The 19,180-nt window shown below is 60.4% G+C and carries 22 protein-coding genes and 1 tRNA gene; 11 read left to right on the top strand and 12 right to left on the bottom strand.

Going from position 1 to position 19,180, the window contains the following annotated elements; genetic code table 11:
• Positions 1-10 precede the first annotated feature (10 nt).
• Positions 11-1,189 carry an alkane 1-monooxygenase gene (locus tag K6118_RS10655; RefSeq protein ID WP_247120333.1) on the bottom strand — a complete coding sequence of 393 codons (1,179 nt, stop codon included), beginning with the start codon at positions 1,187-1,189 and terminating at the stop codon, positions 11-13.
• 140 nt (positions 1,190-1,329) lie between these two features.
• On the opposite strand from K6118_RS10655, the gene K6118_RS10650 reads away from it, so the two are divergent.
• The gene (locus K6118_RS10650; RefSeq protein ID WP_247120332.1) at positions 1,330-1,926 is read left to right on the top strand and encodes a TetR/AcrR family transcriptional regulator; all 597 of its coding nucleotides are present in this window, start codon (positions 1,330-1,332) and stop codon (positions 1,924-1,926) included.
• A 4-nt stretch (positions 1,927-1,930) separates the two neighbouring features.
• On the opposite strand, the gene K6118_RS10645 is transcribed toward K6118_RS10650, so the two are convergent.
• Positions 1,931-2,404: an OsmC family protein gene (locus tag K6118_RS10645; protein WP_247120331.1), complete on the bottom strand. Its 474-nt coding sequence runs from the start codon at positions 2,402-2,404 to the stop codon at positions 1,931-1,933.
• A 273-nt stretch (positions 2,405-2,677) separates the two neighbouring features.
• Between K6118_RS10645 and K6118_RS10640 the strand changes: the two genes are divergently transcribed.
• From K6118_RS10640 to K6118_RS10630, 3 genes are all read left to right on the top strand, one after another.
• Positions 2,678-2,754, top strand: a tRNA-Met gene (locus tag K6118_RS10640).
• A gap of 110 nt (positions 2,755-2,864) precedes the next feature.
• Complete coding sequence (locus tag K6118_RS10635) at positions 2,865-3,221, top strand: YigZ family protein (protein WP_247120330.1); 357 nt, start codon at positions 2,865-2,867, stop codon at positions 3,219-3,221.
• Positions 3,222-3,367: 146 nt separating this feature from the next.
• Entirely contained in the window at positions 3,368-4,660 is a 1,293-nt protein-coding gene (locus tag K6118_RS10630; protein WP_247120329.1) for an MFS transporter, read from the top strand.
• Positions 4,661-4,666: 6 nt separating this feature from the next.
• Here K6118_RS10630 and K6118_RS10625 read toward each other — a convergent pair whose 3' ends face one another.
• Together K6118_RS10625 and K6118_RS10620 are read right to left on the bottom strand one after the other, a co-directional pair.
• Positions 4,667-5,377, bottom strand: a complete 711-nt coding sequence (locus K6118_RS10625; RefSeq protein WP_247120328.1) for a transporter substrate-binding domain-containing protein — start codon at positions 5,375-5,377, stop codon at positions 4,667-4,669.
• Positions 5,374-6,306 carry a LysR substrate-binding domain-containing protein gene (locus K6118_RS10620; protein WP_247120327.1) on the bottom strand — a complete coding sequence of 311 codons (933 nt, stop codon included), beginning with the start codon at positions 6,304-6,306 and terminating at the stop codon, positions 5,374-5,376. Before K6118_RS10620 ends, K6118_RS10625 begins: the two co-directional genes overlap by 4 nt.
• Positions 6,307-6,494: 188 nt before the next feature.
• On the opposite strand from K6118_RS10620, the gene K6118_RS10615 reads away from it, so the two are divergent.
• The 4 genes from K6118_RS10615 (at position 6,495) to K6118_RS10600 (ending at position 9,575) form a co-directional block, all read left to right on the top strand.
• Positions 6,495-6,938: a hypothetical protein gene (locus K6118_RS10615; protein ID WP_247120326.1), complete on the top strand. Its 444-nt coding sequence runs from the start codon at positions 6,495-6,497 to the stop codon at positions 6,936-6,938.
• Between the two features lie 129 nt (positions 6,939-7,067).
• Entirely contained in the window at positions 7,068-8,216 is a 1,149-nt protein-coding gene (locus K6118_RS10610) for an alpha-hydroxy acid oxidase (RefSeq protein WP_247120325.1), read from the top strand.
• Between the two features lie 98 nt (positions 8,217-8,314).
• Positions 8,315-8,971, top strand: coding sequence for a PAQR family membrane homeostasis protein TrhA (gene trhA, locus K6118_RS10605; protein WP_247120324.1), 657 nt, complete (start codon positions 8,315-8,317; stop codon positions 8,969-8,971).
• Between the two features lie 133 nt (positions 8,972-9,104).
• Complete coding sequence (locus K6118_RS10600) at positions 9,105-9,575, top strand: aminoacyl-tRNA deacylase (protein ID WP_247120323.1); 471 nt, start codon at positions 9,105-9,107, stop codon at positions 9,573-9,575.
• Positions 9,576-9,687: 112 nt separating this feature from the next.
• On the opposite strand, the gene K6118_RS10595 is transcribed toward K6118_RS10600, so the two are convergent.
• Positions 9,688-10,494: a transglutaminase-like cysteine peptidase gene (locus tag K6118_RS10595; RefSeq protein ID WP_247120322.1), complete on the bottom strand. Its 807-nt coding sequence runs from the start codon at positions 10,492-10,494 to the stop codon at positions 9,688-9,690.
• A gap of 570 nt (positions 10,495-11,064) precedes the next feature.
• On the opposite strand from K6118_RS10595, the gene trmB reads away from it, so the two are divergent.
• A complete protein-coding gene (trmB, locus tag K6118_RS10590; protein ID WP_247120321.1) occupies positions 11,065-11,679 on the top strand; it encodes a tRNA (guanine(46)-N(7))-methyltransferase TrmB in 615 nt (204 codons plus the stop codon).
• On the opposite strand, the gene K6118_RS10585 is transcribed toward trmB, so the two are convergent.
• The 5 genes from K6118_RS10585 to K6118_RS10565 form a co-directional block, all read right to left on the bottom strand.
• Positions 11,676-12,329, bottom strand: coding sequence for a phytanoyl-CoA dioxygenase family protein (locus K6118_RS10585; protein WP_247120320.1), 654 nt, complete (start codon positions 12,327-12,329; stop codon positions 11,676-11,678). The genes trmB and K6118_RS10585 overlap by 4 nt on opposite strands.
• 58 nt (positions 12,330-12,387) lie before the next feature.
• Positions 12,388-13,416 carry an L-threonine 3-dehydrogenase gene (gene tdh / locus K6118_RS10580; RefSeq protein ID WP_247120319.1) on the bottom strand — a complete coding sequence of 343 codons (1,029 nt, stop codon included), beginning with the start codon at positions 13,414-13,416 and terminating at the stop codon, positions 12,388-12,390.
• Between the two features lie 47 nt (positions 13,417-13,463).
• The gene (locus K6118_RS10575; protein WP_247120318.1) at positions 13,464-14,660 is read right to left on the bottom strand and encodes a glycine C-acetyltransferase; all 1,197 of its coding nucleotides are present in this window, start codon (positions 14,658-14,660) and stop codon (positions 13,464-13,466) included.
• A 141-nt stretch (positions 14,661-14,801) separates the two neighbouring features.
• On the bottom strand, positions 14,802-15,380 hold the full coding sequence (locus K6118_RS10570; protein WP_247120317.1) for a helix-turn-helix domain-containing protein: 579 nt from the start codon (positions 15,378-15,380) through the stop codon (positions 14,802-14,804).
• 40 nt (positions 15,381-15,420) lie between these two features.
• Positions 15,421-16,389 carry a DMT family transporter gene (locus tag K6118_RS10565; protein ID WP_247120316.1) on the bottom strand — a complete coding sequence of 323 codons (969 nt, stop codon included), beginning with the start codon at positions 16,387-16,389 and terminating at the stop codon, positions 15,421-15,423.
• Positions 16,390-16,494: 105 nt separating this feature from the next.
• On the opposite strand from K6118_RS10565, the gene K6118_RS10560 reads away from it, so the two are divergent.
• On the top strand, positions 16,495-17,418 hold the full coding sequence (locus K6118_RS10560) for a LysR family transcriptional regulator (protein ID WP_247120315.1): 924 nt from the start codon (positions 16,495-16,497) through the stop codon (positions 17,416-17,418).
• 7 nt (positions 17,419-17,425) lie between these two features.
• On the opposite strand, the gene K6118_RS10555 is transcribed toward K6118_RS10560, so the two are convergent.
• On the bottom strand, positions 17,426-18,091 hold the full coding sequence (locus tag K6118_RS10555) for a TIGR02453 family protein (RefSeq protein WP_247120314.1): 666 nt from the start codon (positions 18,089-18,091) through the stop codon (positions 17,426-17,428).
• A gap of 157 nt (positions 18,092-18,248) precedes the next feature.
• Positions 18,249-18,683, bottom strand: coding sequence for an Hsp20/alpha crystallin family protein (locus K6118_RS10550; RefSeq protein ID WP_247120313.1), 435 nt, complete (start codon positions 18,681-18,683; stop codon positions 18,249-18,251).
• A 205-nt stretch (positions 18,684-18,888) separates the two neighbouring features.
• Here K6118_RS10550 and K6118_RS10545 point away from each other — a divergent pair, with 205 nt between their 5' ends.
• Positions 18,889-19,095, top strand: a complete 207-nt coding sequence (locus K6118_RS10545; protein WP_247120312.1) for a cold-shock protein — start codon at positions 18,889-18,891, stop codon at positions 19,093-19,095.
• The last annotated feature ends 85 nt before the right edge of the window (positions 19,096-19,180 follow it).

Here is a 19,180-nt window from a genome sequence, read left to right as displayed (position 1 = left end):
TGTGGTGGCTTTATTCCGCCGCCTGAAGCGTGGCTTCGGGGTGGTGGTATTTGGCCATGATCTTGTCGCGCTTGGAGGGCTTGATATAGGCCTTGGTCATATCGCCGCCCATCTGCCTGGCGACCAGCGGGTCCATGATCCTGAACCAGATCGGCGGGTTCCAGGCCGCGACGAACATGGTGAAATAGCCAGCCGGAAGCTGCGGCGAGGTGTCGAAGTGCCGGAGGCACTGGTACGGCCGCTCGGCATGGGCATGGTGGTCGCTGTGGCGCTGCAGGTGGAACAGCAGCACGTTCGACAGAACATGGTTGGCGTTCCAGCTGTGGTGCGGCTGCACGCGCTCATAAGACCCGTCCGGGCGCTTCTGGCGCATCAGGCCATAATGCTCGATATAGTTGGCGGACGACAGCATCAGGTTCGACAAGAGCGCGCCGATGATCAGGTACGGCAGCACAATGAGCCCGAAGGTGACGGTCAGCGCCGTATAGAAGGTAATGGTGATCAGCGAGTTCAGCAGCACCTCGTTCCCGAGGCTGAAGGCCGACTTGCCTTTGCGGGCAAGGCGCGTCTTCTCGATATTCCAGGCGCGTTTGAAGCCGCCCGGCAGCTCATGCAGCACGAAGGCGTAGAAGCTTTCGCCCATCATGGCGGTGGCGCTGTCCTCAGGCGTGGCGACCTGAACATGGTGGCCCATGTTGTGTTCGACCCGGAAGTGGCCCATGCCGCACAGGCACAGGAGGAACCGGGCAACGTTGATCGCCGTCTTGTCGCGCCGGTGGCCGACTTCGTGCGCGGTGTTGAGGGCGCCCGAGCCCATCAGTCCGTTCGCCACGGTAATGGCGATATAGCCATTGAGGCTGAGCGGCTGGGTGGCGACAAACCAGGCACCGGTGATCCAGATGAAATAGCAGACCGGCAGGGCGGAGAAGGCGGCCCAGCGGTAATAGGGGTCATCCCTGAGGGCCGGGATCGCCTCCTTCGGCGGGTTCGACCTGTCCGTGCCCCAAAGGCCCTCGATCAGCGGAATGAAGACATAGAAGAAAACCGGCGAAAGCCACAGGACGCTTTCATAACCGGTTCGCGTATAAAGCCACATGGCCAGAAGCGGCAAGCCGCCGAGGACGGTGGCAAGCGGCCACAAATAGCGTTTGGTATCACGATAACCGTGCAGGGCAGCGGCGTGGGTCATGACATTCCTCCCAGGTTTTCAGTCCTTCCCATCTTCAAACTAGCATTTAATGATAATATTATCAATAATGATTTTCTGGTCAGGCTGGGCACGGCTGTGTATGATGGGAAATTCCTTGGAGGGTTAGGGGGATAGCAGTTTTGGGTGTTGCCAAGAAACGAGTACGTCTCAGTCCGGAAGAGCGCCGGAGCCAACTTCTTGAAGCCGCGGTCGATCTTTTCGCGCGTCAGGGCATCGGCGAAGCCAAGCATGCGGACGTCGCGCGCGCGGCCGGGGTTTCGGTGGCGACCACCTTTGTCTATTTCCCGACACGGGAAGCGCTCATCGATGCCGTGCTCGATGACGTGGCCGAAGCCAACCTCAGCGTTTTCGATGAGGTGGATGCCTCGGGGCTGACGCCGTCCGAGCTTCTGAACGCGCTGGCGGATTATATGACGGCGATGGTGGACAGCAGGCCCGCGTCCGCCAAGGTCTGGATCAGCTGGTCGGCGCTGTTCGCGCCCGCGCTCCGGGCCAAGTTCCGCGGCTACCAGAAGATCGCGCTCGACAAGCTTTCCGACATTCTCGCCACCGCGCATGAGCCTGGCTATGCCAACGCGCGTGACGATGCCCGTATTCTCCTGGCGGCATCACAGATGCTCAGCGTCATGAAGCTGGACGGGGAAGACAAGGAGCGGGTGGACCGTTTCACCCGCCACACCATCGATGTCGTGCTCGCCTACGGCGGCGACAAGTAACCGCTCAGTCCCACTCGATCGTCGGCTCAATCTCCACCGGGCAGTTCAGGCTGTTGGCGATGAAGCAGGCGGCGTGCGCCTTTTCGTGCAGCGCCTCGGCCTTGGCGATATCGCTTTCCGCGGTGATGGTGATGCGCGGGCGCAGGGTGATCTTGGTGAACCTGCCACCACGGCCGGGTCCGCCTTCGTCCATCACGCCCTCAGCGTCATCGAGGTAGCTTTTCACCACCACGCCGCCGACCGCGCAATAATGCAGGTACCACAGCATGTGGCAGGCCGAGGCCGAGGCCACCAGCAGGTCCTCCGGGTTGTGGCGCGTGGGGTCCCCCAGGAAGGCCGGGTCGGAGGAGGCGAGGATCGGCGGGCGGCCTTCCATACTCAGAGTATAGTCGCGGCTGTAATCCTTATAGCCGGTGGTGCCGGTTTCGCCCGCGCCGGTCCAGCTGGTGCGGGTGTGATACTGGTGCAGCTTGCTCATGGGTCTTGGTCCTCGCGTCAAAAGGGGGTGGTGCCATCATAGGGCCGGGGGCATAGGCCCCACCAGTACCAATTTGGCAATTTTGACCGGACCGGCAGCGCGGCATCCCGCCGGGGTGTGCGGGCGAACCACGGCCCGGTTCCGCATACATACATTTTTGTGTCAAAAATCGGCTTGACGGACGGGAGCGGGTCTTTTATACCGGCGCAGCTTTCGGCGGCTGTGTGGCTGTTTTGAGTGTGTACCGCAAACGCGTCGAAGGCCTTAAAATGTGGCCGAGTAGCTCAGTTGGTTAGAGCAGCGGAATCATAATCCGCGTGTCGGGGGTTCAAATCCCTCCTCGGCTACCAACAAACCACAAATGCCGGTGTGCCTCCCTGTATCAGGTCGAGACCACCGGCATTTGCTTTTTCTGGCGCCCTGTTTGACTTGGGCCCTGCGCTCCCTCTATAGAAACGCCATGCAGATATTCGAAGGTATCATCACCGACCGTGGGTCCAAATATGCGGTGTCCGGCGGGCCGTGCGCCACGCCGGATGAGGCCAAGGCCTTCATCAAGGAGCTCACCCGCAGGAAGAAGTTCGCCAAGGCGACCCATAACACCTGGGCGTTCCTGTCGGATGAGGGGGCGGTCAAGAATGACGACGGCGAAAGCGGCGCGGGTATGATCATCGTCCGCATGCTGGAGCGGGAGGATGTCAGGGGCCATATCATCGTGGTCACCCGCTGGTACGGCGGCAAGCATCTGGGCGGCGACCGCTTCCGCCATGTGCAGGATGCCGTGCACCATTATCTGGCGCATGCCGATATCGGCTAAGGCCCGATTGCCCTAAAGGGGGGCTCTAACTTTTCCGTAGATTTTTCCGGTTCGGTTGTGCCGGGCCCGCACTTCCTGTATCCAGCTAGGAGAAGGGTAGCGCGCCGGACGTCCGCGGGGTGGCCCGCAACATTTATGATGGCCTTATGACCTTACGCGCGACCCTTATCAGTATTTTCGCCCTCCTGCTCGGTGCCGGGGCCCTCAACCTCGGGATGGGGTTGCAGGCGTCGCTTCTGGGTGTGCGCGCGGGCATGGAATCTTTTCCGACCGTGCTGATCGGTCTCATCATGTCCAGCTATTATGCCGGGTTTGTGGTTGGCAGCCTCAATGCCGCCAAGCTTGTCAACCGGGTCGGGCATATCCGGACGTTTTCCGCCTTCGCGTCGCTGACGTCGGCGGCGGTGCTGCTTCATGCGGTTTTCGTCAATCCCTGGGCCTGGCTCGGCTTCCGTGCCGTGACCGGGTTCTGTGTCGCCGTCTTGTCGCTGGTGACCGAAAGCTGGCTGAATGAACGCGCGAGCAACCTGAACCGCGGTACCATTATCTCCACCTATTTTGTCGTCACCCTCGGCGCCACCGCGCTTGGGCAGGTGCTCCTGATGGCGGCGCCGCCGTCGGGCTACCAGCTGTTCGTGCTGGTCTCGGTCGTGATCTCGGTGGCGCTGGTGCCGGTGGCGCTGACCTCCTCGCCGATGCCGGAGCTGACCCCGCAGGAACGGATGCCCTTGAAGGCGCTTTTCAACGTGTCTCCCGTCGGGCTTATCGGCAGCCTGGGGGCAGGGCTGATCGCAGGCTCCTTCTGGGGTGTGGGGGCTGTTTATGGCCAACATGTCGGCATGACAACGCCGGAGATCGCGCTTTTCATGACGCTGGTGATCTGCGGCGGCGTGGCAACCCAGTGGCCGCTTGGCAAGCTTTCCGACGGGATAGACAGGCGTTATGTCATCGCAGGCACCACGTTCGGGATCACCCTGATTGCCGCGCTATTCACCTTTGGGGGTGAGGACGGCGGCGTGCAGTTTTATGTGCTCGCGGCGCTTTTGGGTGGCTTGATCCTGCCGCTGTACGGTATCGCCATTGCCCACGCCAATGACTTTCTGGAGCCGCAGGATTTTGTCCCGGCGAGCGCCTCGCTGCTTTTGAGCTACGGTATCGGCGCGGCGATCGGCCCGCTTGCGGCCACGGTGGTGATGAATTTCATGGGGCCTTACGGGCTGTTCTTCTATATGGGCGTCTCCGCGCTCGGGATCGGCCTGTTCACGCTGTACCGTATGACGCGGCGGCGTGAAGTGCCGGTGTCGCCAGAGGCGGAGACCGTGCCCGCCATGGCGCCGATGCCGAACACCTCCGCCATGATTTATGAGATGGACCCGCGCTCGGAAGAACAGCCGGAAGACGAGGACGCCGAGGACAAGGCGCAGTCCTCCGGCGCCTGAGGCAAGTTAGCGGTTTGGCGCGGGCCCTTTGACCCAGGCGTTGAAGCGGTCCCTGAGGGCCTTTTGGTCTTTCCTGAACAGGAACACTTTCTCAACCCGCGTGTAGGGGGCATCAGGACGGACGGCGCACAGGCCTTCCCGCCGCCTTTGCCTGTATTCAGCCTCCAGGCTGTCGGTGAACATGACATCGGCCTTGTGGGCCTTCAGAAGCGCGAAAGGCGCGTGATTGTCCTTGGTGACAGTGAGCGTGGCGGTGCGGATATGGGCGCGGGCGAAACGCTCGTTGGTGCCGCCGGGGTTTTCAACCACACGCACGCCGGCGCGGTCGATGGCTTCAAGGCTGTCGTACTGGCTTTCCTCCCCGCAGCGGACCAGCGCCACCTTGCCGGTGATGGCGAGCGGGACCGACATCAGGGCGGCCTTCGTCCGCGCCTCGGTTTTGGATATGCCGCCGACGGCCATCATGAAATGCCCGGCCTTCAGGTCCGCCATCAGGGTCGGCCAGGTGGTGGGTACAAAGCGCAGGCTGTAGCCTTCGTCTCTCGCGAAGGCGGTGATGAGCGCGATGTCCGTGCCCTCATAGCGGCCGGTATCCTTGTTGAGCCAGGTCACGGGCCGGTAGTCGCCCGTGGTGCCGACTGTCAGAACGGTCTCGGCCGAGGCCGGGACAGCTATGACAAGAAGCAGTAGGAAGGCGATATATTTCAAGGGTGTCATGCGGGGGTCTCCGTCACTGGGCTCATCGCCAGGGTCCGGGCCGTTTGGGCCTGTACCCAGGCGGCAAGCGCCTTGAACTTTTCCGTCGCGGCAAATTCGTACGATGCCAGCAGCCAGTCGCTTGCATTCAAGGGAACCGGAAGCCCCAGCGGCACCAGGAAGCCGTTGTTGATGTCATCTTCCATCAGGAAGGTGCGCCCCAGTGTGACGCCAAGGCCGTTGATGGCTGCCAGCATAGCAAGGTCCGTGCGGTCGAATGTGGTGACGCTGTCCAGGGACTGCGTGAAGCGCGGGTCATGCTCCGCCATCACGGACCAGCCAAAGCCGGACATTTCCGTTTCGGCCCTGACATCCATAAGAATGTCCAGTTCCTGCCGCCAGGGGTCCTTCGGGTCGATGCCCTTGCGGGCGATATAGGCGGGGCTCGCAAGCGCCACCATATAGGGGTGGCTCAACCGGATGGCGCGCAGGCCGGGGTAAGGCCCCGGCCCGAAGCGGAGGGCGACATCAGCCTCGCCCCGGATCAGGTCGACCGGCAGGGTTTGTGCCTGCACCGTCAGGTCCAGCCCGGAGCTTTTGGCGTCCGCCAGCAGGGGCACCAGCCATTTCATCGCCATGGATGGGGAGGTGGAGAGCCGGATCGCCGGGGTGCGGCGGCTGGTGATGATGGTGCTTAAGGTGGCTGTCAGGTCCTCAATGCTTTTGTAGGCGGCCTCGCACAGAAGCTCGCCCGCGCGGGTGAATTGGATGCTGCGGGTCGTCCGTTCGCAGATAGTAACCCCTAGAATATCCTCAAGCGCGCGGATGCGGTGGCTAACGGCTGTCTGGTGCACATGCAGCTTCTTGGCTGCCCCTGTGAAGGTGCGCTCGGTATAAAGCGCCGCGAGGAACGGGCTGGCCTGTATCAGCTTCATTATCTTATCATTCATGAATATTACTCATGTATTAAAGAGAAAATTGTGGCTTGTCTCCGGCCTATATTCGGCAGAAATTATAGCCATGTCACCGCAATGAGTAAATGCTGCGTTCTCCTCCTATGAAGATTTCTTCATGAATAACGGCTTCAGCCGGTACGCGGCCCATAACCCCAGAGGTGGCGAGGATAAGGAGATAACCGATGATGAAGATGGCGCGCCCTCTCGCGCTTACGGTGGCGCTCGCTCTGATGACAGGAGCAGCCCACGCCCAAAGCATGACCCTGCAGGTTTCCAGGGATTATTACCTCGTTCATGGCGACAAGGCCCTTATGAAAGGCGACATGGCGGCTGCTGCCCGCTATTTCCGCCAGGCGCTCGGGAAAAACCTGACGGATGCTGAGCGTGTCTCGGCCCACAATTCGCTGTGTGCCGCCGAATTCAGCCTCGGCCATTACGGCGCGGCGAAGAAGGCCTGCACGGCGGCGATCAAGGCGGATCGTGGCTACTGGAAGGCTTATGTGAACCGCGGCAACGCCCAGCGTGCCCTGGGGGACAAGGAAGCCGCGCTCGCTGATTACTGCGCCGCCCATGCGCTGGAACCCCGCAAAGTTAAAGGGCCGTTCGTGCATCAGTGCCCGGCCTGATAAGGGGGGGCAACCCCCGCGAAGGCCGTCTGCTTACCTCCATTGGCAGGCGGCCTTTGTCTGCTTGCCGCATAGGATTGGCCCCGGTTATAACGGAAGGGCCAGTGGGGCTTGCGAAGGGGATATGGGATGGCGCTCAAGCGGCTTTTAACTTATGCGGATTTCCGTGATGCGGCCCGGAAGGCGCTGCCTGCGCCGATGTTTCATTATATCGACGGCGGGGCTGATGATGAATGGACCCTCAGCCAAAACACCGATGCCTTCGGAAAATATGAACTGCTGCCGCGCTATCTGAAGGATATGTCCTCCATCGACACGCGCACGCGCGTTTTGGGGGCGGACCTGGCGGCACCGATCATCCTGTCGCCCACGGGGATGAACCGGCTGTTCCATCATGAAAAGGAACTGGCGGTGGCGCGGGCGGCGGAAAAACACGGGCTGATGTACAGCCTGTCCACCTTAGGGACCAGCAGCATCGAAGATGTCGCGGCGGTAAAGCCGGGGCCGAAGATGTTCCAGATTTATGTGCACAAGGACCGCGGGCTCACGCTGGAGTTCGTCGACCGCGCCCGCGCGGCGGGCTATGACGCCCTGTGCCTGACGGTCGATATGCCGGTGGCGGGCAACCGGGAACGCGACATCCGCACCGGCTTCATCATGCCGCCGCGCTTTACGCCCGCAAGCTTTTTCAGTTTTGCCGCGCGGCCGGGCTGGTCCCTCAACCTGCTTCGGGATGCGGACTTCCGCCTCGCCAATGTCGCGCACCGGCAGGATGCCTTGGGGGAAAGCGCGATGGGGGTCATCGCCTATGTGAACAGCCAGTTCGACAATACTGTCACCTGGGACGATGTCGCCGCGGTGATCGAACATTGGGGCGGACCTTTCGCCATCAAGGGCATCATGGCGGCGGATGATGCTCGCCGGTCGCTCGATGCCGGCGCGAGCGCGGTGATGATCTCGAACCACGGCGGCAGGCAGCTCGATGGAGCACCCGCACCGATCGACTGTGTGGCGCTGATGCGGGATGCGGTCGGGAATGAGCTGGAGCTGATCGTCGATGGTGGGGTCAGGCGCGGCAACCATGTTGTACGGGCGCTGGCGGCGGGCGCAAATGCTGTGTCGTTCGGCAGGCCCTACCTGTTTGGCCTGGCGGCAGGCGGTGAAGCCGGGGTCGATAGGGTGCTGAAGCTGATGAAGGCTGAGGTCCGGCGCACCATGGCGCTCGTCGGTGCCGACAAGGTGGCGGAGATCGGCCCGCATCATTTAACGGGTCAATAGGTTGGATCGCGGGCGCGTAATCCTATATAGTGGTCTGACCGCCTTTTTATCGCCTGAAAGGTCTGTTCTTATGATAGGCGCTACTTGAAAGGACCCTCATGGCTGCCACCACCCGCGATTATTCGCTCGCTGAAGAAGTAACCCACGCCGTCACCCACGGTGTCGGGGCTTTGCTTGCTGTGGCTGCGCTCGTCCTTCTGGTTGTCAAGGCCGCGGACACCGGCGGCGCGCAGGAGATCGTGGCGGTCAGCCTGTATGCCGGCTTCACCATCGTGATGTATCTGGCCTCAACGCTGTACCACAGCCTGTTCAAAACCAACGCGCGCGGCTTTTTCAAGCTGCTGGACCATTCGGCCATCTATTTCAAGATTGCGGGCACCTATACGCCGTTTGCGCTGATCACGCTGCCGACCACGGTGGGCGTGTGGGTGATGATCGGCGCCTGGGGCGCTGCCATTCTGGGCGCCGCCCTCAAGGCGCGCGCGTTCGTGCGTCAGGCGGCCAAGAAATTCAGCCCGCTGTCGCTTGGGCTCTATCTCGCCATGGGCTGGGCCGGGGTGTTGATGCTGGGGGAACTGATGGACCGCCTGCCGGGGGCCGCCATCTGGTGGGTTATCGCCGGTGGCCTGTGCTACACTGTCGGCGCGGTCTTCTATGCCCTTAAGCGCATCCCCTATACCCATGCGGTCTGGCACCTGTTCGTCCTCGCCGGCAGTGCCTGCCATTTCATCGCCATCTACGTCTATGTGATCTGAACCGCTCCCGGCTCTGATGCTTCCCAGTGCTTTCCCGGGGCGCGGGGAAATGCTATAATCCCCGCCTTGCCTCACGCCTTATACGACGCGAGACATGACGCTTTTCAACCCTTGAGGACGAGAGGAGGCTGTCATGACTGTTGCTCGTACGCTTCAGCACTATTTGGACGATCGCGGCATTCCGTACGATGTGATGCCGCACCGGCGGGAAGTGACCGCCACGCGCATCGCCGAGGCCGCGCATATCCCCGGCAAGGCCATGGCCAAAAGCGTGCTTTTGACCACGGATCACGGCTACCTGCTGGCCGTCGTGCCTGCATCCCGCCGGGTCGATCTGTCCCGGATCAGCCACCGGCTTGATGAACGGCTTGGGCTCGCCAGCGAAGCCGAGGCGGAGACCATGTTTGTCGATTGCGACCGGGGTGCCATCCCGGCGCCGGGGCATGCCTATGGTATGCGGGTGATCGTCGATGACCGGTTAGGCACGCTCGATGATGTCTATTTCGAAGCGGGCGACCATGAGACCCTGATCCATGTCAAAAAGCCGGATTTCGAACGCCTGATGGCACGGGCTTCCCATGCCGATATTTCCCGCCCGCATTGACGGGGGCTTTAACATCTGCCCCCGCAGACACCTTCCTGCCAGAAGGGCGCGGGGGCCAGTGGCCTGATAGTCTGACCTGATCGTGTGACCCGATAGTGATGGAGCCTGGATTCTAGAGGGTCGGGACGAGCATGGGCTCATCATGCTGTTCTGCATCGGCTGCTGTGGCGGCAGCGGTCTCGGTTGCCACCTGTGCATCGGCTGCTTCCCGTGTCGGCGGAATGATCGGCTTGCGGGGCTTGATGTCCGCCGTATTCATCAGTTTGGCTTTGGCGGCCTTCTCTTCCGGCGTCATGCGGTAAGGGCCCATTTCCTGCCACTTACGGCTGCCGGGGATTTCCCTGAGGCGCCACTGGTACGGAAAATTCTGCCACGGGGCGCACGACTGGTAGCGGATATCGCACACAATGGTGCCGCCGCTGGTCTCGATAGACAGGACAGCGTGATATTCCCCCGTCTCGGTATAGGCAGTCGCGATGCGGAAGGCGCCTGCATAGGCCGGGAAATTCTCGCGCAGCCGCTTCCTCAGCGTCAGGGCGAAGTCTTCGCAGTCTCCTGCCCCGGCCTTGGAGAGGGCGGTCCAGACATCGACCTTTTCTTCCGTGGGCTTGATCATTTTATGAACATCGCGGTCAGCCCGCGCGATGGCCTTGTTGATGGCTGGCGTGCTGGGGATGGCGCAATCGGCAGGATTTTTCTCGCAATAAATCTCGAATTGCTGCGGCGCGGGTACGGTCGTGCCGTGGGGCATCGTCCCCTGCGCGGTATCCTCCTTGCTGCCTTCTGTTGCGGTTCCTGGGGCGGTGGGTGTAAGCCCCGAAGGTGCCAGCGCATGGGAACTCTGGTCCATCACGCCCATACAGGCGCTCAGGTTCAACAGCGAAATCATCAACAGTACAGTTTTGCTCATCTTACGCATTTACATCGACCCCTCATTCGGCCCCACTGGGGGCATTCCAGTCGTTCCTCGTGGACGTTCCTAAAAGGAAGTCCCGTGTTTTGCCTGAGGGGGAGGTGCTTCTTAGGGAGGGCTATGTATCTGCCTCATCCTCTTTCGTTCGCCAGCCCGGTTTTCCGGGGTTTTGCCTGTTCAGGCGAATCGAGCACCAAGGTTTTCGTGACATTTGGTCGGGGGCGCTTAACAAAATATTAAAGCTAGAAATTGGGTAAACAGATGTATTAATTGAATAAGTATTTTACATTTATTTGATGTAATATTTATTTACTTTAATATTTATAAGTTATTGATTTATTTGAAGTATATATTATTTTTGTTCTAGGTTTATCGAAGGCTGATTGCCCAAAAGCTCGGGATTTTACTTGAATTTTGTCTAAAATTTGCTGTTTTTGACCTATGGGGGCGTTCCACTCCAGGTCGTGCTGGACCTGATTCGAAAAGTGCCATAGAGGAAGGGCTCCGATAGGAACCTGAAGCAAGGAGCGTCAAATGCAGGCCCCATCCCGGCCAGTCTTGAGCCCCCAGGAAGGGGTGCATGAGAAGTTGGAAGAAACCGTCAGGCGGCATCTGTCCGCGCCGTTCCTGCGGCCGGTGGCTGATCATACCCGGGCAGCGTTTGAAGCTGTCGAGGAAAAGCTGGCTACAGCCGATCGCCCGCTCATTCTGGATGCCTGTTGCGGGGTGGGGGACAGCAGCCGGGTGCTCGCGGCCCAGAACCCGGACCGCTGGGTGGTGGGGGTCGACAAGTCCGAGGACCGGCTGAGCCGGGAACGCGTGGGCGATAACCCGGAAAACCTGATCCTCATCCGTGCCGACCTGAATGACTTCTACCGCCTGGCGGAGGATGCCGGATGGCGGCCCGAGCGGCATTATATCCTGTATCCGAACCCTTGGCCGAAACCGGGTCACCTGAAGCGCCGCTGGCACGGCGCGCCGGTCTTTCCCAGCCTGATTGGCCTGAGCGGCCGCCTGGAGCTTCGGTCCAACTGGAAAATCTATCTGGAAGAATTCGCCGCGGCCCTGCGGATCGCAGGCTATGAAAGCACGTTGGAACCCTTCGAGGCCACAGACCCCATCACGCCGTTCGAACGAAAATACCGTGACAGCGGCCACACCCTGTGGCGCCTGACGGCGGAGCTGGCTTAGGCGGCGCCGAATTCCAGGTGAAGAATACGCCGGGGCTGGTGCGATAAAGCCTTAGATGAGGCATGCAGTAGAAGAGGGCGCATGGCGAGAATGTCGCCAGCCTGTGCCCGGCAAAGGACAGCCTCAGCCCCCTCCGTATGTCGGGATACATCGGCCTGGGCAAGGATGCCTAGCCGGTGGGAGCCGGAAATGATCTTGAGGCATCCATTGTTTTCGTCGGCGCCATCCAGGTGAACTCGTACTGTAAGCATGGCGTCCAGAACCGAGCGCGGCGGTTGGGCATGATGGAGGCCATCTTTGAAGGTCCAATTGCTCCAACCCGGCAGGTCATGTTTTTCAGCGCAGGCAACGGTCTTGTCCTGATGCCAGGCAACCAGCCAGTTGCGGGTGGGGCTTTTGTCGAACAGGATCGCGCGGATCAGGCGGGGCGGAGTTGGGAGGTGTGCGCCAACCCGGGCAAGCAGGTGTTGGTTTCTTGCCAATGCTGCAACACCGGGAAACTGAAGGTCCGCCCCCCTAAGGCCGCCGCGGTCCGGTTCGAGGCTGCTGGCCCCTAATTCTGCCCGCAAGGGTTCCAAAATATTTTCAGGGAGAACGCCGGACCAAAGTTCTGCGCCATGATCCGGCAGGTTCAGGTCTTCAATTTCCATGCCCATCCCTAAAAATAAGGTAGCGTCCGCTTAATAGGCGAACGCTACACACATTTTATCAGGCCGCCCAGTCGAGGATGACCTTGCCGGACAGGCCCGAGCGCATGATGTCGAAGCCCTTCTGGAAGTCGTCGACATCGAAGCGGTGGGTCAGGATCGGGCTGAGGTCGAGCCCGCCCTCAATCATCGCGATGGTCTTGTACCAGGTCTCGAACATGCGGCGACCATAGATACCGCGGATATCGAGCCCCTTGAAGATGACATGGTTCCAGTTGATGCCGGTGCCTTCGGGCATCAGCCCCAGCATGGCAACCTTGCCGCCGTGGTTGATGGTCTCCAGCATGGTGGAGAAGGCCTGCGGCACGCCGGACATCTCCAGCCCGACGTCGAAGCCTTCAGTCATGTGGAGGTCAGCCATCACGTCCGAGAGTTTCTCCCGCGTCACATTCACCGCCCGGCTTGCGCCCATCTTTACGGCGAGCTCAAGCCGGTAATCGTTCACGTCGGTGATGACCACATGGCGGGCCCCAACGCGGCGGGCGATTGCCACGGCCATGATGCCGATGGGCCCCGCGCCGGTGATCAGCACGTCTTCGCCGACGAGGTCGAAGCTGAGGGCGGTGTGCGCCGCGTTCCCGAACGGGTCGAGGATGGCGGCGAGTTCGTCGGTAACCGCGTCCGGCAGCGGACAGATATTGACGGCGGGCACGGAGATATATTCAGCGAAGGCACCGGGGCGGTTGACGCCGATGCCCTGTGTGTTGCGGCACAGGTGGCGCTGGCCCGCCCGGCAGTTGCGGCAGTGCCCACAGGTGATATGGCCTTCAGCCGACACCCGCTGGCCGACCTTGAGGCCGACAACTTCGCTGCCGAGCTCAACAATCTCACCGGCGAATTCATGGCCGACATGCATCCCCACGGGGATGGTCTGCTGCGCCCACTGGTCCCAGTTGTAGATATGGATATCGGTGCCGCAGATGGCGGTCTTCTTCACCTTCACCAGAACGTCATTGTGGCCGACTTCGGGAAGCGGCACATCGTCCATCCAGATGCCTTCTTGGGCTTTTGCTTTGACAAGCGCTTTCATTGTTTTTGTCCCATAGGGCGGCGCCTTATTTGGCTGCCGCAGTCTTTTTAATTGATAACGCCGAGTTCACGCCCGATACGGCCGAAGGCCTCGATGGCGCGGTCGATCTGTTCCGGGGTGTGTGCGGCGGACATTTGCGTGCGGATACGCGCCTGGCCCTTGGGCACCACCGGGAAGGAGAAGCCGATCACGAAGATGCCTTCCGCCAGAAGCTTGTCTGCCATTTCACTGGCCAGCCGCGCGTCACCCAGCATCACAGGGATGATCGGGTGGCCGGCACCGGCGAGCGTGAAGCCGAGCTTTTCCATGCCTTCGCGGAAGCGGCGGCTGTTGGCGTGAACGCGGTCACGAAGCTCGCTGCCGGCTTCCAGAAGTTCCAGCACCTTGATCGACGTCGCGGCGATAACGGGCGCCAGCGTGTTGGAGAAGAGGTACGGGCGCGAGCGCTGGCGCAGCCAGTCGACGACCTCAGCCGAAGCTGCGGTATAGCCGCCCGACGCACCGCCCAAAGCCTTGCCAAGCGTACCGGTGATGATATGCACCCGGTCCTGCACGCCGAAATGCTCGGGCGTGCCCGCGCCGGTTTCGCCGATGAAGCCGACCGCGTGGCTGTCGTCCACCATGACCATGGCGTCATATTTTTCCGCGAGGTCACAGATGGCGGGCAGGTTGGCGAGGATGCCGTCCATGGAGAAGACGCCGTCGGTGGCGATCAGGCGGAAGCGGGCGTCCTGTGCGTCCTGCAGGCATTTCTCGAGCTCGGCCATATTGTTGTTGGCGTAGCGGAAGCGCTTGGCTTTACAAAGCCGCACGCCGTCGATGATGCTGGCGTGGTTCAGCGCGTCGGAGATAATGGCGTCTTCCGGGCCGAGGATCGTTTCAAACAGGCCGGCGTTGGCGTCGAAGCAGCTCGGGTAAAGGATGACGTCTTCCTTCTTGAGGAATTTGGCCAGCTTGCCCTCAAGCTCCTTGTGCACATCCTGCGTACCGCAGATGAAGCGGACGGACGACATGCCGTAACCGTATTTGTCCAAGGCTGCCTTGGCGGTTTCAACGAGGATATGCTCGTTCGACAGGCCAAGATAGTTGTTGGCGCAGAAGTTGATGAAGTCGGTATCGCCCGAGCCCGCCACATGGACGGCGGCCTGCTGCGGCGTGGTAATCACGCGCTCTTTCTTGTAAAGGCCAGCTTCTTTTACTTCCGCGATCTGTTCGCGCAGATATTCCGTGTACCGATCCGTCATGCCCAATTCCTTTCTGTGCCCAAAACCCTGAACTCAGAGCCCCGGCCGCGTCCCACCGCGTTCGAAGGCTCTTAAGTTCGATATCTTAAATACTAAGTTCAATATATTGGTCAATAGCCAATATATGCGTCATAGCGGACGTTATTGCGGCGTGATGACCACCATCAGCGCCCGCGCTTCGGCATCGCCTTTATTTTCAATAAAGTGCGGGATGTCGGCTTCATAGCGCGCGGTGTCGCCCGCTTCCACTATCTGTTCATCATGGCCGGTGCGGACGCGCAAATTGCCCTCAAGAACGGTCAGATGTTCCATGGTGCCGTCGCCGTGACCTTCTGATTCGAGGATGCCGCCGCCCATCAGCCGCATGTCATACCATTCGGTCTTGGACACCATGTCGATGGGGCTGAGAATACGCAGGGTACACTTGCCGTCCGCGCTTTGTATCTCCGGCGTCTGGTAGGATTTGGTGACCGTGACCACAGGCCCGTTATCGGCCTCTTCCGCGTTGGCTTCGCTGAGTAGGCTGGAGATATCGATCCCCAGGGATTGGGTCAGGCTCCAGAGCGTGGCAAGCGTCGGGTTCGTCAGTCCCCGTTCGATCTGCGACAGCATGGATTTGGACACGCCGGACGCCTTTGCGAGGCCGTCGAGCGTCAGCTTGCGCTCGGCCCTCAGGGCCTTGATTTTCTGGCCGACGTCAGGCGGGGAATTGCGGGTCATGAACAGCCTTTCTGTGTTTCGCTGTTCACTATATTGAATTTTATGCCGCTTCGGTAGTCTCTTTTGCCGCTTTTGCCTTGGGGCGCATGTTGAAAAGCACCATGCAGATGAGCGTCAGCGCAACCCCGAACCAGCCCAGCGTGTTGACGGTGGGGAAGGGGATGGTCTCCGGCCACAGGCGGTGGGCGAAATAGCTGCAGAAGATGGTGACGAGCGGCGTGGCTGCCACCACTGAACTGATGTGGGTTGCGGGCCAGTAGCGCAGGCTTTCACCGAACGCACCATAGGCGATCAGCGTATTGAAGGCGCAGAAGGCGAGAATGCCCCAACCTGCGCCCTTGACGTCGCCGAAGCTGGCGAGGTCAACGATCGGCAGCAGCAGGACAATGGCGAGCACGTAGATGAATAGGAAAATATTGGTCGAGGACAGCCGGCTGCCCAGCCCTTTTTGAAGCATGGCATAGCAGGCCCAGGTGAAGGAGCAGAAGACGGCGATCGATGCCCCGATGATAAAGTTCTGCCGGTCACCCGAGAGGGCAGCTTCCGCTGTCATCTCCGACAGGGCGGCGTTTGAGAACATCATCAGCCCGGCAATCAGCCCGGCGAAACACAGGACCTGTATGAAGGTCAGCCGTTCGCGGAAGAAGATGATCCCGCCGAGAGCCATGAAAAGCGGGGTCGCCTGGTTAAAAATCTGGTTGGTGGCGGGGGAAATATAATTGAGCGCCACGACGAAGCCGACATAGTCGGTGATCAAGAGGACACCGGCCACGAACATAATGGCCCATTCCCTGGGCTTGAGCGTCCTGTATTCGCGCAGCCTGCCGCGCGCCATCTGATAGATGAAGCAGACGATCGCCGCCACCAGGAAGCGGAACCAAGTGATGGTAACGCCGTCCTGGACTTTAAGCGCGAAGGAGAGCGCGATGGATAACATGCCCCAAAAGAGCACGGTGATGGAAATCAGGATCAGGCCTCGCGTGAAGGCATTGGCGGGCTGGGCGGTCATGGGCGCACTCACACATAAGAACAGCCTTTATATGACGCGCTTTTTATATGCGGGAAACAAGATAAAGTGGATTGCCTATATGCAAATGGGTAATAGTGGTTCGCCATGTATGAAAGCCTGAAAAAACTCGACCTCAGCCTCCTGATCGCGCTCGATATGCTCTTGCGCGAAAAGCATGTCAGCCGCGCGGCCGACAAGCTGGACCTCAGCCAGCCAGGCATGAGCAGGGCGCTGGCCCGGTTGCGCGAGCTGTTCGGCGATCCGCTTCTGGTCAGGGGCCGCAGCGGCATGATGCTGACGGAACGCGCCGAAGCGCTGGCGCCCGAGGTGCAGATGTTCCTCGACCAGGCCCAGCGCCTGTTCGATGCCGGTGGCTTTGATGCTGCCCAAAGCACGCGGAAATTCAGTATCCGCGCCACCCATTATGCGATGCAGACCTACCTGCCGGAGATCGTGCGCAGTTTCCGCCGTCAGGCACCTAACGCCAGCCTCGTGATCGAGGACCTGAAGGTGCATGACCTGGAGATGGAGGTCAGCCCGTCCTGTGATCTGGCCATCGCGGGGCCGGATATCATCCAGCCCGAAACCTATATCCGGCGCAAGCTGGGGGAGGACCGGTTCGTCTGTATCATGTCGGCCGATCATCCGCTCGCGGACAAGGAGCTGACGCTGGATGATTATCTCGCGTACCCACAGTGCGTTGTGTCCATGGGCGGCGGGCCCAGCACCAAGGTGGATGAAGCCCTGGCACAGGTGGGGCGGCGCCGGCGCGCGGCGCTTTTCCTGCCGAACAGTCTGGCGGCGCTCGAGATGATGCGCGGCTCTGATTTCCTGATCACCGCGGCCTGCAACCAGGTCCGGCGCTTTGCCGAGCAGTTCGGCCTTATCTGGAAGGACCTGCCGTTCCCGCATATGCCAGTGACCTACCATCTGGTCTGGCATCCGCTTTACCAGGACAATCTGGCGCACCGCTGGTTCCGCACGCTGGTGCAGGAACATATGCAGAAGGCGCTGTTGGCCAGGGATTGACGCTGGATTAAAGCGCTTTCACCCAATTATAGAGGGGCAGCGCCAGCTCGAACCGGCGCAGGCAGTCCGTGAGGCTGATGTCTTTCGGCGTGTCGGCGTGTGGGGTTTCGTGCCAGGCAACCAGCCCCTTGCGGCGGACGAGCGTGGCATTCTCCGGGGAGGTCACCATGCCTGCGGGCGGGCGCTTCAGTTCTGGTTCGTCGAAGCGGAAGCCGGATTGGGCGAGCCCGCTGATGAGCCCCGCCAGTTTGCGGGCATTGTCCCGGTCGCTGATATGGGTGCGGTAGGTGGCCAGCTTGTCATCAGGGAACAGGATGGCGCCGGCGCCGCACACATGCCTGTCGCCTTCGATGGACATATAGAGCGCGGGGCCGCCTGCTGGCTGCGCGCTATCCTTGCCCTTGGGCCAGAAGGCGAAGCGCAGGTGCGTGTTATAGGGCGTTTTGTCTTTGGTGAAACGCAGGTCGCGGGGCACGCGGAAAATTTTGTGGCTCAAGGGGGTGCCAAGCCGGTCGCCAAAGCGGATGGCGACAGCTTCGGCCAGGAAAGTGGCCGGGGCTTTGACATCTGCCTCATAGCGGGCCCGATTGGCTTCGAACCAGTCCCGGCTGTTATTGTCCGCTAGGTCCTGAAGGAACCGTATACCGGCTGCCGGGAAATAGACGCTCGTCATTTCGCTCCCCCTCTTTGTCTGCGTCTGCAGGATGCCAGTGTATCGCAACAGGGGAAAAATGTCCCGTATCGGTATAGATCGGAAAAAGCAAAAAAGAGAAGGGCTACCGGGTCGGCGGTAGCCCTTCAGCGTGGGTCAGGGAATTCAGAAAACAGAACTAATGCGGCTTTACCGCAATCTTCTTCGCGGACGGTGCCTTGGTCTCGGTGCGGGGGAGAGAAAGAGACAAGACACCGTCCTTGAAGCTGGCTTCAATGGCATCCCGGTCCACATCGGACGGCAGCTCAAAGCTGCGTTCGAAGTGGCCGTAGCGACGTTCGGAGAAGAAATAACCCTCGTGGCTCTCAGATTTTTCTTCTCGCTTTTCGCCCCGGACAGTGAGCGTATCGCCGCTAAGCGAAACATCGATATCCTTTTCCTGCACTCCGGGAAGCTCGAGTGACAGGACATAGGCATTATCGGCGTCCCTTGCATCAGCGGCTGGGGAGAAATAATCTGCGACTGCTGAAGCAAAATGCCGGACAGGTGACCACAAGTGATTCCAGACAGGTTCAAGACCAGTGGAAAAGGAAGATTTGGTTTGGCCTTTCATTGCCTGGCTCCCTGTAGCACCTTTGCCGTTGAAGACAGTGTCTTTCTATAATGAACCGGCAGGTCATTACTTGACCGTGATCAAGTGAAGGGCAGAAAGTTCAAAAAACTGCATTTTCATCAGAAAACGTGCCTACAAGGCGGTTGACGGCAGCGCCGCTTCGGTGTGTGAATGTGGCACCTGCAATCACCGATGGGGGAACTCCGTGGCGACCGGTAAAGTGAAATGGTTTAACGCACAGAAAGGCTTCGGCTTCATTGCACCCGATGAGGGCGGTAATGATGTGTTCGTCCATATCACGGCGCTCAAGGAAGCCGGGATCGCCGACCTTCAGGAAGACCAGCCGGTGTCCTACCAACTGGCGGAGGACCGCCGCGGCCGTCAGGCAGCCACGGCGCTCAAGCTTCTTTAGGCTCCGGCCCCATTAACGCGGGCTGATCCCCGCGCCGCTGCGTATGGCATTTTCGCCGGAAGCAGGTCTCTCCATACAAGGCTAG

Source organism: Kordiimonas marina (assembly GCF_023006325.1).
Classification (GTDB): Bacteria; Pseudomonadota; Alphaproteobacteria; order Sphingomonadales; family Kordiimonadaceae; genus Kordiimonas; species Kordiimonas marina.
This window is presented reverse-complemented; position numbering and strand designations above follow the sequence as displayed.

Coding starts and splice junctions, on each gene's coding strand:
- K6118_RS10570 (WP_247120317.1), bottom strand. CDS start 15,380: ATGACCCGCAATTCCCCGCCTGACGTCGGCCAGAAAATCAAGGCCCTG.
- K6118_RS10575 (WP_247120318.1), bottom strand. CDS start 14,660: ATGACGGATCGGTACACGGAATATCTGCGCGAACAGATCGCGGAAGTA.
- K6118_RS10560 (WP_247120315.1), top strand. CDS start 16,495: ATGTATGAAAGCCTGAAAAAACTCGACCTCAGCCTCCTGATCGCGCTC.
- K6118_RS10550 (WP_247120313.1), bottom strand. CDS start 18,683: ATGAAAGGCCAAACCAAATCTTCCTTTTCCACTGGTCTTGAACCTGTC.
- K6118_RS10555 (WP_247120314.1), bottom strand. CDS start 18,091: ATGACGAGCGTCTATTTCCCGGCAGCCGGTATACGGTTCCTTCAGGAC.
- tdh (WP_247120319.1), bottom strand. CDS start 13,416: ATGAAAGCGCTTGTCAAAGCAAAAGCCCAAGAAGGCATCTGGATGGAC.
- K6118_RS10585 (WP_247120320.1), bottom strand. CDS start 12,329: ATGGAAATTGAAGACCTGAACCTGCCGGATCATGGCGCAGAACTTTGG.
- K6118_RS10620 (WP_247120327.1), bottom strand. CDS start 6,306: ATGAATGATAAGATAATGAAGCTGATACAGGCCAGCCCGTTCCTCGCG.
- K6118_RS10610 (WP_247120325.1), top strand. CDS start 7,068: ATGGCGCTCAAGCGGCTTTTAACTTATGCGGATTTCCGTGATGCGGCC.
- K6118_RS10565 (WP_247120316.1), bottom strand. CDS start 16,389: ATGACCGCCCAGCCCGCCAATGCCTTCACGCGAGGCCTGATCCTGATT.
- K6118_RS10645 (WP_247120331.1), bottom strand. CDS start 2,404: ATGAGCAAGCTGCACCAGTATCACACCCGCACCAGCTGGACCGGCGCG.
- trhA (WP_247120324.1), top strand. CDS start 8,315: ATGGCTGCCACCACCCGCGATTATTCGCTCGCTGAAGAAGTAACCCAC.
- K6118_RS10625 (WP_247120328.1), bottom strand. CDS start 5,377: ATGACACCCTTGAAATATATCGCCTTCCTACTGCTTCTTGTCATAGCT.
- K6118_RS10635 (WP_247120330.1), top strand. CDS start 2,865: ATGCAGATATTCGAAGGTATCATCACCGACCGTGGGTCCAAATATGCG.
- K6118_RS10655 (WP_247120333.1), bottom strand. CDS start 1,189: ATGACCCACGCCGCTGCCCTGCACGGTTATCGTGATACCAAACGCTAT.
- K6118_RS10615 (WP_247120326.1), top strand. CDS start 6,495: ATGATGAAGATGGCGCGCCCTCTCGCGCTTACGGTGGCGCTCGCTCTG.
- K6118_RS10595 (WP_247120322.1), bottom strand. CDS start 10,494: ATGCGTAAGATGAGCAAAACTGTACTGTTGATGATTTCGCTGTTGAAC.
- K6118_RS10630 (WP_247120329.1), top strand. CDS start 3,368: ATGACCTTACGCGCGACCCTTATCAGTATTTTCGCCCTCCTGCTCGGT.
- K6118_RS10600 (WP_247120323.1), top strand. CDS start 9,105: ATGACTGTTGCTCGTACGCTTCAGCACTATTTGGACGATCGCGGCATT.